General features: G+C 57.9%; 8 protein-coding genes. 5 read left to right on the top strand and 3 right to left on the bottom strand.

The window, feature by feature from the left end; all coding sequences use genetic code 11:
• Nucleotides 1-153 precede the first annotated feature (153 nt).
• Nucleotides 154-2712, top strand: a complete 2559-nt coding sequence (locus tag R5R33_RS07040) for a glycoside hydrolase family 3 protein (protein WP_318955316.1) — start codon at nucleotides 154-156, stop codon at nucleotides 2710-2712.
• A gap of 124 nt (nucleotides 2713-2836) precedes the next feature.
• On the opposite strand, the gene R5R33_RS07035 is transcribed toward R5R33_RS07040, so the two are convergent.
• Nucleotides 2837-3994, bottom strand: coding sequence for a helix-turn-helix domain-containing protein (locus R5R33_RS07035; protein WP_318955315.1), 1158 nt, complete (start codon nucleotides 3992-3994; stop codon nucleotides 2837-2839).
• A 642-nt stretch (nucleotides 3995-4636) separates the two neighbouring features.
• Here R5R33_RS07035 and glk point away from each other — a divergent pair.
• The 3 genes from glk (at nucleotide 4637) to R5R33_RS07020 (ending at nucleotide 10248) form a co-directional block, all read left to right on the top strand.
• Nucleotides 4637-5599 carry a glucokinase gene (glk, locus tag R5R33_RS07030; RefSeq protein ID WP_318955314.1) on the top strand — a complete coding sequence of 321 codons (963 nt, stop codon included), beginning with the start codon at nucleotides 4637-4639 and terminating at the stop codon, nucleotides 5597-5599.
• Nucleotides 5600-5815: 216 nt separating this feature from the next.
• Entirely contained in the window at nucleotides 5816-8611 is a 2796-nt protein-coding gene (locus tag R5R33_RS07025; protein WP_318955313.1) for a TonB-dependent receptor, read from the top strand.
• Nucleotides 8612-8739: 128 nt separating this feature from the next.
• Nucleotides 8740-10248, top strand: coding sequence for a tryptophan halogenase family protein (locus tag R5R33_RS07020; protein WP_318955312.1), 1509 nt, complete (start codon nucleotides 8740-8742; stop codon nucleotides 10246-10248).
• Here the strand turns inward: R5R33_RS07020 and R5R33_RS07015 are convergent.
• Together R5R33_RS07015 and R5R33_RS07010 are read right to left on the bottom strand one after the other, a co-directional pair.
• On the bottom strand, nucleotides 10222-11067 hold the full coding sequence (locus R5R33_RS07015; RefSeq protein WP_318955311.1) for an alpha/beta hydrolase: 846 nt from the start codon (nucleotides 11065-11067) through the stop codon (nucleotides 10222-10224). The two genes, R5R33_RS07020 and R5R33_RS07015, sit on opposite strands and share 27 nt — an antisense overlap.
• 129 nt (nucleotides 11068-11196) lie before the next feature.
• Nucleotides 11197-12039 carry a universal stress protein gene (locus tag R5R33_RS07010; protein ID WP_318955310.1) on the bottom strand — a complete coding sequence of 281 codons (843 nt, stop codon included), beginning with the start codon at nucleotides 12037-12039 and terminating at the stop codon, nucleotides 11197-11199.
• A 262-nt stretch (nucleotides 12040-12301) separates the two neighbouring features.
• Between R5R33_RS07010 and R5R33_RS07005 the strand changes: the two genes are divergently transcribed.
• Nucleotides 12302-14053 (top strand): alpha-amylase family glycosyl hydrolase, encoded by a 1752-nt coding sequence (locus R5R33_RS07005; RefSeq protein WP_318955309.1) that lies wholly within the window; start codon nucleotides 12302-12304, stop codon nucleotides 14051-14053.
• Nucleotides 14054-14210: the final 157 nt, after the last annotated feature.

Below are 14210 nucleotides of genomic sequence, written 5' to 3'. Positions count from 1 at the left end.
GTGGTCTGCACCATTTTGTGCCCGGGATCCAAAGTGGGACGACCCTTTTCGGCACAACCCGTACAACGGAAGCTGGATAAGCCGGGTACCGAGCAACAATTTGGTGACCAGCCGGCTGCAGCAATTCACAAAAATAATGGGAGTAGTGCGGTGATGAAAAAGCGAATTTTGCTGGGAGTCATCTCCGGTCTGATTGCGGGCGGGGGACTCGCCGGCTGCACCGAACAAACCAGCGATCAGAAAATGGCCACCGGAATACCTCCGGCCGACACCGGTTACAGTGCCGACGCCATCGCGCACTGGCCACAGCTGCACAGTGGCATTGCCAAAGATCCCGCGGTAGAAGCCCGTATCGACGAACTCCTGGGGAAGATGTCCATCGAGGAAAAGGTGGGTCAGATGATCCAGGTGGAGATCCGCACGGCAACGCCCGAAGATGTGAAACAGTATCACATCGGCTCCATCCTGAATGGTGGCGGCGCCTTCCCCAATGACAACAAGCATGCCTCTGTGGCCAATTGGGTCGCACTGGCGGATGCCTATTACAACGCCTCCATGGACACCAGCGACGGTGGTATTGCCATCCCGATGATCTGGGGCGCCGACGCGGTGCACGGTCACAACAACGTGATCGGCGCGACCCTGTTCCCGCACAACATTGCCCTCGGTGCGGCGCACAATCCTGAGCTCCTGCGCGAGATCGGCGCTGCCACAGCGGCCGAAGTCTCTGTCACCGGTATCGACTGGGTGTTCGCACCAACGCTGGCAGTGGTCCGGGATGACCGCTGGGGCCGCACCTACGAGTCTTACTCCGAGGATCCCGAGCTGGTCCGCGACTACGGCGGCAAAATGGTGGAAGGCATGCAGGGTGCCGTGGGTGCCGAAGACCTGTTGCAGGGCAAGCATGTCATTGCCACCGCCAAGCACTACCTGGCCGACGGCGGCACCCTCAATGGTATCGACCGCGGCGATGCGATGATCAGCGAGGAAGAGCTGGTGCGCCTGCATGCCCAGGGGTATTTCTCGGCAATCGAATCCGGGGTGCAAACGGTAATGGCATCGTTCAGTAGCTGGAATGGCGAGAAGATGCACGGCCACAAATACCTGATGACCGACGTGCTGAAGAACCGCCTCGGGTTCGACGGTTTCATCGTCGGCGACTGGGCTGGTCACCAGTTTGTGAATGGTTGCAGCAATGTGAGCTGCCCGCAGTCCGTCAACGCCGGTCTGGACATGTTTATGGCGCCGGACCCCAGCTGGAAAGAGCTGTACCAGAACACCCTGGCCCAGGCCAAGAGCGGCGAGATTTCCCCGGAGCGCCTCGATGATGCGGTGCGCCGTATCCTGCGGGTAAAAATCCGTGCGGGTGTGTTCGACAACGGCGCACCCTCCGAGCGCGCGTTTGCCGCCGACGAATCCCTGATCGGTGCACCGGAACATCGCGCCATCGCTCGCCAGGCTGTGCGCGAATCCCTGGTGCTGCTGAAAAACAACGGCAACCTGCTGCCGCTCGCGCGCAACCAGCGGGTACTCGTGGCCGGTGAGGGCGCCGACAATATTGGCAAGCAATCCGGTGGCTGGAGTATTACCTGGCAGGGCACTGGCAACCAGAACAGTGATTTCCCCGGTGCGACTTCCGTTTACGGTGGTATCGCCGAAGTGGTGCAGGCGGCCGGCGGCGTCGCCGAGCTGTCTGTGGATGGCAGCTTTGAGCAAACGCCGGATGTCGCCATCGTGGTATTCGGTGAAGATCCCTACGCGGAAATGCAGGGCGATGTATCCCATCTGGACTACAAGGGCGATGCGGATCTGGCGCTGCTACAGCATCTGCGCGCGCAGAATATCCCGGTGGTTTCCCTGTTCATCACCGGCCGCCCGCTGTGGGTGAACCCCGAAATCAACGCCTCCGATGCGTTCGTGACCATCTGGCAGCCAGGCAGCGAAGGCGCCGGTGTGGCGGATGTAATTTTCCGCAATGCCGCAGGCGAGGTGAATCACGATTTCAAAGGCAAGCTGACCTTCTCCTGGCCAAACGACGCGCAGCCCACTCTGCGCAACCGCGGTGACAGCGACGCGCAGGCCCAGTTCAGCTATGGCTATGGCCTGAATTACGGGGACAGTGTGGAAGTGGCTGCGCTTTCCGAGCTGAGCGGTCTGAAGGCTGCCGACGGGGAGCAGGCGCTGGCGGTATTCAACGGCCGCGCGCTGGATCCGTGGAGCTTCCAGGTGACCGATGCGGGCAATCATCACTCGGTGATTTCCAGCAGTGTGGCCAAACTGCAGGGCATCAGTGTGCAGTCCGTGGACCGCAATGTGCAGGAAGACAGCCGTCGCCTGCAGTGGAATGGTGAGGGCAATGCCATTGCCGGTTTCTTTGCCAACAGCCGCACCGACCTCTCCAGCTACCTGGGTAACCGTGGCGCGCTGGTGTTCGATGTGAAAGTGGACGCGGCTCCGAGCGATGCAGTGAATCTCGGTATCTACTGCGGTATGGATTGCGGTGCCGAACAGTCCATCACCGCACTGCTGAAAGGCGCTGTGCCGGGCGAGTGGAAAACCGTGGCGGTAGACCTGCAATGCCTGGCTGACGCCGGCGCAAAGCTGGATATGGTGTTGTCACCTTTCTATGTGCGCACCGCGGGCGCGCTGGATATGACGATTCACAATATCCATATCGCATCCAAAGCGGATGCGGACATCACCTGCGGTTAAGGTTGATGACCAATGTGAGAGTGTGATTCTTATTAGTCCACACTGATGAAGTCCCGGCTGTCGAAATATCCAATCATCGGCAGCCGGAGTTCGCGAAGGCGAAATAGCGGTACTGGTAAACGCTTTATTGGGTCGCGGTGCCCGCTGCCAGTGCCTGCTTGCGGAACTCCGTCGGTGACATGCCTACGAGCCGGCTGAAAAAACGGTGGAAAGCCGATTTGCTGTTAAAGCCGGATTCCAGCAGTACATCCAGCACGGTCATATCGGCCTTGTCTGGATCGGACAGCAGCGCCTTCGCCGCCTCCACCCGATAGCTGTTCACATACTCGAAAAAGTTTGTGCCGAAGTGCTTGTTGATTACCGCCGAGACTTCTTTTGCCGGCAAATCAATCCGTTCGGAAAACTGTTCCAGATTCAGGTTCTTCTTCAGATAAATCTTGTCGCTCTCCATGGCGTTGCGCACCTTCTCGATCGCGGGCTCGGAGGGTTCCTCTTCCACGGCGGTCTCGCGGGCCTCTTCCTGCGGCTGGGTTACCAGCAACTGGTGGGCGTAGGTGAGGCTGTAGGCGAAGAATGCATTGATCAGGATGAATGCCAGGTAGTTGTCGGCGATCCCCATGTAATCCGCGACTACATCGCTGGAAAACTTCGCCACCACGTGTACCACCATGGTCCAGCTCCAGGAGATCAGTACACCCCAGGCCAGCGCCGACAGCCAGTGCAGTTCCGTTTCCGAATAGTGCGAGTACTCGTCTTTCAGCGCGTGGCGGTAGCGGCGGATCTGCAACAGTGCCGCCACGGCGTAGACAAAGGGCACCAGAGAAGCCAGGTCCCAGATAAATTCGATCGCGGTGTCTGGCAGGGATTGCCCCGCATCCGCCACCTGACGCAGGTCGCTGCTGGAGATACTGAAAATTGTGATACACATCAGCACCGCCAGCGCGGGAATCAGGTGGAAGGCCTGGTGCCGATTGAACTGGATTTTCTGCTGGGTCAGCGAGCAGAAGTACAGATAGATCGCTGGTCCCTTCAACAGCAGCGCCGCGAACAGCAGATAGGGCAGCAGCGTTTGTTCGAACCATGGTGCCACGGTGAACTGATCATTCCACAGCAACAGTGTGCAACCGGAGGCCACCGCAATAATCAGCAGGAAAGCCGTCAGCAGACGACCATCGTGGCGCGCGCGCGTGGGGAGTATCGACTGGAATACTGCCAGCAACAGGCACTCCGCCGCGGTCATCAGCAGCACCACGTCGTGGATATTGAATATGTATTGTTTCATTGCACCATCGCCGAGAAATTGCGTTTTTATGGTTTTTTATCGCTCTTATAGCCGCGAGTATAAGAGAATTCCCACAGGGGTAGGAGCGCGGGCCACGACCATATCGTCCATTGAGTATCCCGTTTGCGGATTTTCTTAAAGTGACACCGCCCAGTTTGGGGATTTTTTCAAAGTGGGGCGACGGGATTGGGGCTGCACCGCACACTGGCAGCATCGGGTTTCCCGTTCCCTGTGCGACGAGAGGTGTTCACGCTGGACTCCTCGGCGATTCGACGCGCAGGCGCCCGACATCATCTCTCTTCTCCCGCCGATATAGGTCATTTCTCGTCGACCTCTGGGACCGGCAGGTTAAACCTGCCGGAACTTTTTCTCTTCCCTGTGGGTGCCACTTAAACGGAAACCCGGATGTCGCAGGATATTGCCGGCGCCTCATCCCTCCATATTTGTGTCTCCCACACGGGGGAGGGGTAGAGTTTTTGTTGGCAAATCATTACCTTAGAGCGCCATTTTTTCAGGGCTGTGTTTGGGCACAGGGGATGGTTCGGGGCATGCGTTTCCGGGCTATACATTCAGACGTGGGCTCGGCTCCAGTCTCCGGTCAATCGATACGGCCCATATAAAGGAACGTTTAAGGAAATTGCCATGACCAGAATCGTTGCGGACATCGGCGGCACCAATGCCCGCTTCGCCGTCGCCCACCCACATCAGGGCGGCTATCGGCTGGAAGCCATTCAGGTGGTGAACTGCGCCATGTTTGATGACTTCTACTCCGCTCTTGGTCAGTGGGTCGAAGGCCTGGATCAGCCGCGGCCGACCCAGGCGTGTATCGCGGTTGCCGGCCCGGTGGAAAAGACCCCCGAGGGCGGCCGTGTGACCATGACCAATCTGGGGTGGGAAATCCGTGCCGAAGAGCTGTGCCAGCGCTTTTCCCTGGAACGCGCGCTGGTAGTGAACGACTTCGCCGCCCTGGCCCTGTCGCTGCCGCGGCTGCAGGAAGAGGACAAGTGGGCGCTGCGCGATGTTCCGGCGCAGCCCAATGGCCCGATGGTGGTACTCGGCCCGGGTACGGGTCTCGGTGTGGCGGCGCTGGTACACGACGGCGGCAACTACCGCGTGGTGCCGGGGGAGGGCGGTCACGCCAACCTGTCTGCGGGCAGTGAGCGCGAGCTGGAGCTGCTGCGCATCCTCGCCCGCGACCAGATGCCGGTGTACAACGAATATGTGCTGAGCGGCAGCGGTCTGGTTAACCTGTACCGTGCGGTATGCGCGTTGCACGGCCGTACGGCCGAAGCGCTGACCCCGCCGGACGTCAGCAGTCGCGGTCTTGATGGTTCGGACCTGCTGTGCCGGGAAACCCTGGTCGACTTCCTCAACTTTCTCGGCAGCGCCGCCGGTGATGCCGCCCTCTACTATGTGGCCCGCGGCGGTGTATTCCTGGGTGGCGGCGTGCTGCCCCGGATCGAGTCCCTGCTGCCGGAGAGCGAGTTCGAACAGCGCTTTACCACCAAGGGGCGTCTCAGCAGCTGGCTGAAGGGGGTGCGGGTGGATGTACTGAAGGCCGGCTATCCGGCCCTGGTCGGCGCCGCCGCCTGGCTGGAAAGCTGACTGCCGCGTTTCCACAATTCTGAATATCTCCGCAGGGGCTGAACAATTTTTGTTCGATGCGTATAATTCCCCGCCATGGTGACCTGGGGCCGGTCCTCCTACTTCGCCGGCCCCGGCTTCTCCCCCCTCCTCCCCCCCAGGGGGTGGAGGATATGGACTTCGGGTAGGCCTAGGATGGCATTACTCACCATAACGATAAGTCCAAGGGAGATGATGATGAGTCTGACAAACAAACGTTTCCGACCGGCACTGCTGTCTGCAGCTATTGCCGCGTCCGCTGTTTCCGTTGGTGCTATTGCCCAGGAAGAGGGTAATTCCCAGCTGGAAGAAATTACCGTTACCGGTTTCCGCAAGAGTGTGATGGACTCTATCGGTACCAAGCGCGATGCCACTGGCGTAGTTGAGGCTATCTCTGCCGAGGATATTGGTAAGCTGCCAGATTCCTCCATTGCTGAATCTCTGGCGCGCCTGCCTGGTCTGGCCGCTCAGCGCCTGGACGGCCGTGCAAGCCGCGTGACCATCCGTGGTTTTGGTGAAAACGAAAGCGCCACCACCTTCAATGGCCGTGAGCAGGTCTCCATCAGCGACAACCGCGGTGTTGAGTTCGACCTGTATCCGTCTGAGATCATGAGCGGAGTTACCGTTTACAAGACTCCGACTGCGAGCATCGACGCCGAAGGTATTGCCGGCGTAATCGACATGCAGACCGTGAAGCCTCTGGAGCGCGGCGAGCGTGTTATCCAGTTCAACGGTCAGTACGAGATGACCAGCTTCGACAAGCTGAACCCGGATGGCGAAGATTCTGGTAAGCGCGCTACCTTCTCCTACATCGATCAGTTTGCTGATGACACCATCGGTGTTGCGTTCGCATACAACACCATGAGCTCTCCGAACCAGGAAGAGCGCTGGAACTCCTGGGGTTACCCGGAATTCACCTATCAGGGTGAAAACTACTCCATCCTCGGTGGTGCCAAGCCATTCGTGCGTTCTTCTGTGTTGGATCGCGACAGCGCCATGCTGGTTGTTGAGGCGCAGCCGAACGACAAACTGCACATGACTTTCGACGCCCTCTATGTCGATTTCTCTGACGAAAAAATCCTGCGCGGTATCGAAATTCCGTTTGCATGGGGTCAGGGTTCCATCAGCCCGGATACCGCTGTGGTTGATCCGGCAACCGGCTTCATCACTCAGGCTACTACTGAAGGCCAGCGTGTTGTTGTGCGTAACGACATGGAAAACCGTGATGCAGAGCTGAACTCTTTCGGCTTCAACACCAAGTTTGATGCTTCCGAAACTCTGCAGCTGGAATTCGATGCGAGCCACTCTTCCGTAGAGCGCCAGATCTGGAGCTTTGAGAGCTACTCCGGTACCGGCCGCGGCAACGATGAAGGCGTTGCAGACGACCTGACCTACTCATTTGCCGGTGGTAATGCCGGTGCGCAGTTCGGGCACAACCTGGACTACAGCGACTACGACCTGATCAAGCTGGGTGGCCCACTGACCTGGGGCTGGAGCAGCGCTCTGAACGCCAGCCTGGGGCTCTCTTGTGGCGTTGAAGGCCAGGCAGACGATGCATACTGTAATGCCGGCCAGGACGGCTTCCTTAATGCCCCTCAGATCGATGACGAGCTGACCTCTCTGAAACTGGCTGCTAAGCAGATGGTTGAAGTGGGCATCATCAACGAAATCTCCTACGGTGTTTCCTACCGCGACCGCGAAAAGACCAAGAAGTCTGAAGGTTACTTCATGACTCTGTCTTCCTTCCCGGAAATGCAAGAAGTGCCGGAAGAATATCGTCTGGGTAGCGTATCCCTGGACTTCATCGGCATGGGCGACATGATCGCTTATGACGCTGCGGCGCTGTTGAAAGATGGTTACTACAGCCTGCTGGCCGAGTCTCTGACCAATAGCAGCCACCTGACCAAGTCTTGGTCCGTGAACGAAACTGTGACTTCCGCATTTGCCCAGGCTAACTTCGCGACTGAAGTCGCCGGCCTGGCACTGACCGGTAATGCTGGCCTGCGTTATGTTTACACCGAGCAGCAGTCTTCTGGTGCGGCCGGTCGTCCGGACGAAAATGGTCTGATCCAGACTTCTCCGACCAACCTTTCGCACGACTACAGCCACTTCCTGCCGAGCATGAACCTGGCGTTGGCACTGGATGAGCAGCAAACTCTGCGTTTCGGTGCGGCTCAGACCATCTCTCGTGCACGTATGGACGAGATGAACTCCTCTTTGTCCGTAAACTACAGCGAAACCCCGAACGCTGAAGGCTACAACTGGACCATCAGCGGCGGTAACCCGGCGCTGGAGCCGAAGGAAGCCACCGGTGTGGACCTGTCTTACGAAAACTACTTCGTAGACGACGGTTACTTCTCTGTAGCAGTGTTCTGGAAAGACCTGAACAACTGGGTATTCGATGGCAACTACGAAGTTGACCTGTCTGGCGTTACCGATCCGGTAAGCGGCCAGGTGCCTGAAAATCCGATCGCATTCGGTTCCGGTAAGGTCAACGGCGGTGGCGGAACCTTGCAGGGTTACGAAGTTGCCCTGTCTCTGCCCTTCCACATTTTCAACGAAAACCTGGATGGCTTGGGCCTGATTGCCAGCCACACTGGCGTTAGCTCTGACATCAAAGATCCTAACGGCAACGACTACGAACTGCCGGGTCTGTCTGACAGCATCCAGACCATGACCCTGTACTTCGAGAAGTCTGGCTTCTCCGCACGTACCAGCCTGCGTAAGCGTTCTGACTTCAAGGGCGAGGTATACGGAATCGGCTTCGACAGCCAGCAGGTTGACGTAGTGGGTGAAACCCTGGTTGACGCGCAGATCGGTTACGACTTCGCGGAATCCGGTATCGGTGGCCTGGAAGGTCTGTCCGTATTCCTGCAGGGCCAAAACCTGACAGACGAGCCGTTCACTACCCTGAGTGGCGACAATTCGCTGCAGGTACGTGACTACCAGAGCTACGGCAGCACCTACCTGTTGGGCTTCAACTACAAGCTGTAATTTCTTGTAGTTAGTCTCACAGGCGTAAAGCCCTTGTAATCTCCGGTTACAAGGGCTTTTTTATTTCTCAGAAAAGACTATAAATACAGGTGTTAGCTTCCGCATACAGTTAGGCAGAGGTATCAAAATTGGAAAATACAATAATAAAAAAACTCGTCATTCTCGGCGGCGGTACCGCCGGCTGGATGACGGCGGCGATGATGGCCAGAAGCCTGGCAGGCACAGTGGATATCACCTTGGTGGAGTCCGACCAGATTGGCACTGTCGGTGTAGGCGAAGCCACGATTCCGCCGATTCTGAATTTCAACCGCGCGCTCGGTCTCGACGAGGCGGAATTCCTGCGAGCCACCAACGGCACCATCAAACTCGGTATCCAGTTTGAAAACTGGTCGCGCCGGGGCGAGAGTTACATGCATGCCTTCGGTAACGTCGGCAAAAATTTCCCCTTCTGCGATTTTCATCATTTCTGGTTGCGCAGCCGCGCATCCGGTCACAGTGACAGCTACTGGGATTTTTCCCTGAATTATCAGGCGGCCAAGCAAAACAAATTTGCGCACCTGGCGAATATTCCCAATACCAACCTGCCGGGGCTTTCCTACGCCTATCATTTTGACGCTGGGCTTTATGCGCAATATCTGCGCCGCTACAGCGAGTCCAAAGGCGTTAAGCGTGTCGAGGGCAAGGTGTGTGATGTGCGCCGCAACCATCACAGCGGCCATGTGGAGAATCTGGTTCTGGAAAACGGCCAGGTTGTTGAGGGTGATCTTTTCGTCGATTGCTCGGGGTTTGTCGGCTTGCTGATCGATAACGCGGTCGGCAGTGATTATGAAAGCTGGAGTCAGTGGTTGCCCTGTGATCGCGCCATGGCGGTTCCCAGCGAATCGGCTGGTTCGATTCCCCCGTATACCCGTTCTATTGCCCACGCCTGTGGTTGGCAATGGCAGATTCCGCTGCAGCACCGCACCGGTAAGGGGTTGGTGTATTCCAGCAGCCACTGGAGCGACGAGCAGGCTCGAGAGGTCTTGTTGGGTAATTTACCGGGTAAGCCCCTCGCGGAGCCGCGGGTGATTCCGTTCCGCACCGGTCACCGGCGTGAACAGTGGAAAAAAAACGTGGTAAGCCTGGGGCTTGCCAGCGGATTCCTGGAGCCCCTGGAAAGCACCTCCATCCACCTGGTGCAATCCGGTGCTACCCGGTTGGTCAAGTGTTTCCCGCATCGCGGCATTCGCGCGGAAGAAGTGGCGGAATTCAATCGCCAGTCACGAGTGGAAATGGAGCGTATCCGCGACTTTATCATTCTGCACTACAAGGCCAACCAGCGACGCGACAGCGACTTCTGGCGGCATTGCGAAAGCATGGATGTGCCGGAAAGCCTGCAGCACAAAATCGAGCTGTTCCGCGCGACCGGCAAGGTTTTCCGGGATTACGATGACTTATTCACCGAAGTTGCCTGGCAGCAGGTACTGATCGGTCAGGGTGTGCTGCCGGAGGATCATCATGTGATTGCGGATGGCCTGAGTGACGCGCAACTGGATGATCTGCTCCAGAGCCTGAAAACCCTGATCCAGGGCTCGGTCAGGCAGCTGCCGACCCACGAGGAATTCTTGTCCTCACTGCTGGCAGCTGGCACCAAATAGCCAGTTGATGGCAATGGGAAACTCACGGCGCCAGAAGGTTTCGCTGTGGTTTCCCTCGCCGTCTAGTTTTGCCTGCCACAAGTGCTGTTTTCCGCGGCTTTTCAGGATCTTTTCCATTTCCATAAAACCTTCGGTCATCTCGTCTCCCTCGCGCGCGCCGGTCAACAGGTATACCCGTGTATTGTCCAGCTGCGGATTATTCGCGGATGCGGTCAACACACCTGGCGCAATCCAGTAGGAGGGAGAAAAAATACCGGCCATGCCAAAAATATCGGGATAGCGATTGATGGCGTGGTTGGAAATGAGTCCCCCCATGGAGCTTCCCATGATCGCGGTGTGTTCGCGGTCTGCCAGCGTGCGATATTCCCGGTCGATACGTGGTTTCAATTCCTTCACCAGGAAATCCACATAGGCATTGCCTTCGCCCTTGCCAAAGCGCTCGTTGTCGTAGGGATTCAGTTCGGTCATGCGCAGCTTGTCGCCGTGGTCGATGCCTACCACGATTACTTCCAGGCCGCAGGTCTGTGCCAGCAGGTTGAGGCTCTCATCCACACCCCATTCGCCCACGTAGGAGGTCGCGTCGTCGAACAGGTTCTGGCCGTCGTGCATATACAGCACCGGGTAGCTCTTATCGGAATCTTGGTAATCTGTGGGCAGGTAGATGCGGTAGGTACGCTCGCGCTGCAATGTGTCCATCGCAATCGCCGGCATCACGTGTACATTGGATTGTGCGGTAGATGCTGCAGTAGGTGATGCGGCAGCGTGTAGTGCCGTTGCGCCGAGTAGCATGACCAGCGCCTGCGCGAGTTTCTTGTGCATTGTTATGGCTCTCCGTGGCAGGGGTAGGGTGCCAGTATCCAGCGACTCGCGCGGGAGAGCCTCAGCCTTGGCTGGGGAGGAGGGGTATATGGGAGGGGCCCCGCGCACTGCGGGGCCCGGGCAGGCGTATCAGTGTGCCGTGGTGGTAAACGCGTTACAGACCATCACGTCGATATCCAGAGAGCCGATCACCCGCTCCGCGGTATTGCCGCGCAGCAGCGAACCGGTTTCGCCGTACTGGTTCAGGGTGCCCATCACCACCACGTCCGCATCGATTTCTTTCGCAATCTCGGCAACCACTTCGTTGGTGTAGCCGTGCATTACGTGGATACGGTCGGTAGGCACGCCGGTTTTGTCCGCCAGTTTTGCCAGCTGGCCGCGATCCGGATAGCGCATGGAATCGAGGAAGGCATTTACCAGGTGCAGTTCGGCACCGTACACCTCCGCGATGTAGCTGGCGCGCTCGGTAATCTGGCGATTCAGCTGGCGCTGTTGGGTGCTCTGGGCCTGGTAGTTGACCGTTGCCAGCACCACCTTGCGGCGATCCCTGGCGCCCGGGCGGATCAGTACCACCGGACATTTGGCCTGCTTCAACACCTGCCACTTGGATTCGGCAAAGGTGAAGCGGCGGCTGGTTTTGGCGTGTACCGGCAGGTAGATCATTTCCGCGTTGTAGCGTTTGGCCTCCTGAATAATGGCCCCCTGCCAGTCACTGGACCAGCACACGGTAATCTCGAACTCGACGCCGGCCTGTTTGATCGGGGTGCGGATCTGGTCGCGAAACCAGAATTCATCGCGGAACAGGTGATCGTTTACCGCGCGGGTGTCTACCGCTTCGCCATCCACGGCGACGAATACCGCCAGTTTCGGCTGCGGGTTGCGCTCGCGGGCGGTGGTCAGTGCGCGCTCCAGGGCTACGTGGCGATCGTCATTGGGGTCGACGACTACGAATACGACGGGTTTGTCCTGCATGGTTACTCCTTATTTATCTGGAAATCCAATCCCTAAGTTTTCTCTCTGCCTTGCGGCTCTCTCGGTTGCCACCCTCTTTTTAATGGCCGAGTCGCGGCCCGTGGAGGGTTTTGTGACCCAAGGGTCGAGATTGTCACCGGTCGCTGCTCTTTTCATCTGCGCCTTCTTTCATCTACGCCCCGTGGCGGGAGGAGGAAACTCTGGCGCAGGTGCGTACATTAGGTTGCAGTGATGACCGTTCCATAACGGCGGAGAGACGATAATGAGAAAAATGTTCGGCCTGAGTGCCGTCATGTCCGCGGCCGCACTTGCCCTGGCCGCCTGTTCCGACAGTGAATCCCAAGGCCCGGCTGATCAGGCTCGCGCGGTATCTTCACCGGAGGTGGCCGAGTCCGCCTTGACCCAGGTCAATAATTTTTCTGCGGACCCCTTCTGGAACAACGCCACAATCTATTTCATGTTGCCGGACCGCTTCTACAACGGTAACCCGGACAACGACCTGTCCTATGGCCGCAAAAATGACGCGGCCCATATGCGCGGCTTCCTCGGCGGCGACCTGCGCGGTGTTATCCAGAAGCTGGAAGAGGGCTACTTCACCGATCTGGGTGTGGATGCCATCTGGATGTCGCCGATCATCGAAAACGTCCACGGCTATGATGAGGGTGACAAGCGCACCTACGCCTTCCACGGTTACTGGCCGAAAGACTGGACCAATGTGGATGCGAACTTCGGCAGTGAGGCCGAACTCGCAGAGCTGATTGAAAAGGCCCACAACAAGGGTGTACGCATCCTGATGGATGTGATCATCAACCACACCGGCCCTGTCACCAGCGAAGACCCGCTGTGGCCCGCCGACTGGGTGCGCACCAATCCCCAGTGCGACTGGAGCAGCTTCGCACAGAATGTGCAGTGCGCACTGACCAACAACCTGCCGGACATTCTCACCGAGAGTGAAACACCGGTTGAGCTGCCGCCACAGCTGGTTGAAAAGTGGCGCGGTGAAGGCCGCCTGGATCAGGAGCAGGCGGAGCTGGATGCCTTCTTCGCACGCACCGGTTACCCGCGCGCGCCCAAGTACTACATCGTCAAATGGCTCACCGACTGGGTGCGCGAGTACGGTGTGGACGGTTTCCGCGTGGATACCGTGAAGCACACCGAGCCGGAAATCTGGGCGGTCCTGAAGAAAGAGGCCAGCGTCGCGCTGGCGGAGTGGAAGGCGGCCAATACCGACAAAAAGCTCGACGACCGCGAGTTTTTTATGGTCGGCGAGGTGTATCACTTCGGTGTGGATAATTTTGCCAACAGCGATGGCCGTTTCTATGACTACGGCGATCGCAAGGTGGACTTCTTCAATTACGGGTTCGACAGCCTGATCAATATGGGCTTCGCCTCCCACGCCGCAAAGGATATGGAAAGTATTTTCAGTACTTACTCCGGCATCCTGCACGGCGGCGCCCTGGAAGGCGTTTCAGTGCTGAATTACCTCGGCTCCCACGACGACCAGGGTTCCTACGACCGCGAGCGTAAGCAGGTAAAAAGTGCCGCGCTGAAACTGATGCTGGCACCGGGCGCGGCACAGATTTATTACGGCGATGAGATCGCGCGCCCGATGATCGATGAACAGGCTTACGGCGATGCCTCCATGCGTGTGCCGATGGACTGGAGCAGCCTGCAAAACGCCAACACCAGCGATATTCTCGCTCACTGGCAGAAGCTGGGGCGATTCCGCCAGTCTCATCTTGCGGTTGGCGCGGGTGTGCATCAGCAGATCAGTGCCGCGCCCTACGTCTTTTCCCGCACGCTGGATAACGACCGCGTGATGGTGGCTGTGGATATGCCCGCAGGGGAAAAGGTGGTGAAGGCCGCTGATGTGTTTGCGGAAGGCGCACTGGTAAAAGACTATTACTCCGGTGTTGAAGCGCGAGTCGAAAACGGCGTCTTGACCTTCGATACCGAGTTCGATGTCTTGCTGCTGGGTGCCCCGGAGCAAACCGAGCTGAGTGCGAATCAGTAATACGGATTTACCTGGTAATGATCTCTTGATGGCAGCCGCTGGCTGCATGTGACTCCCCAACCTTATCTTTCTTCGTCGAAAGGCTTGCCGGTATCAGATATGGCCTGATACCGGCTTTTTTTTGCCCGCGCATCGCCAAAATTTTAAAAATAATCTG

Origin of the sequence: Microbulbifer pacificus (genome assembly GCF_033723955.1) — a bacterium.
GTDB lineage: Bacteria > Pseudomonadota > Gammaproteobacteria > Pseudomonadales > Cellvibrionaceae > Microbulbifer > Microbulbifer pacificus.
The sequence above is the reverse complement of the archived record's forward strand: the minus strand, read 5'-3'. Positions and strand labels throughout refer to the sequence as shown.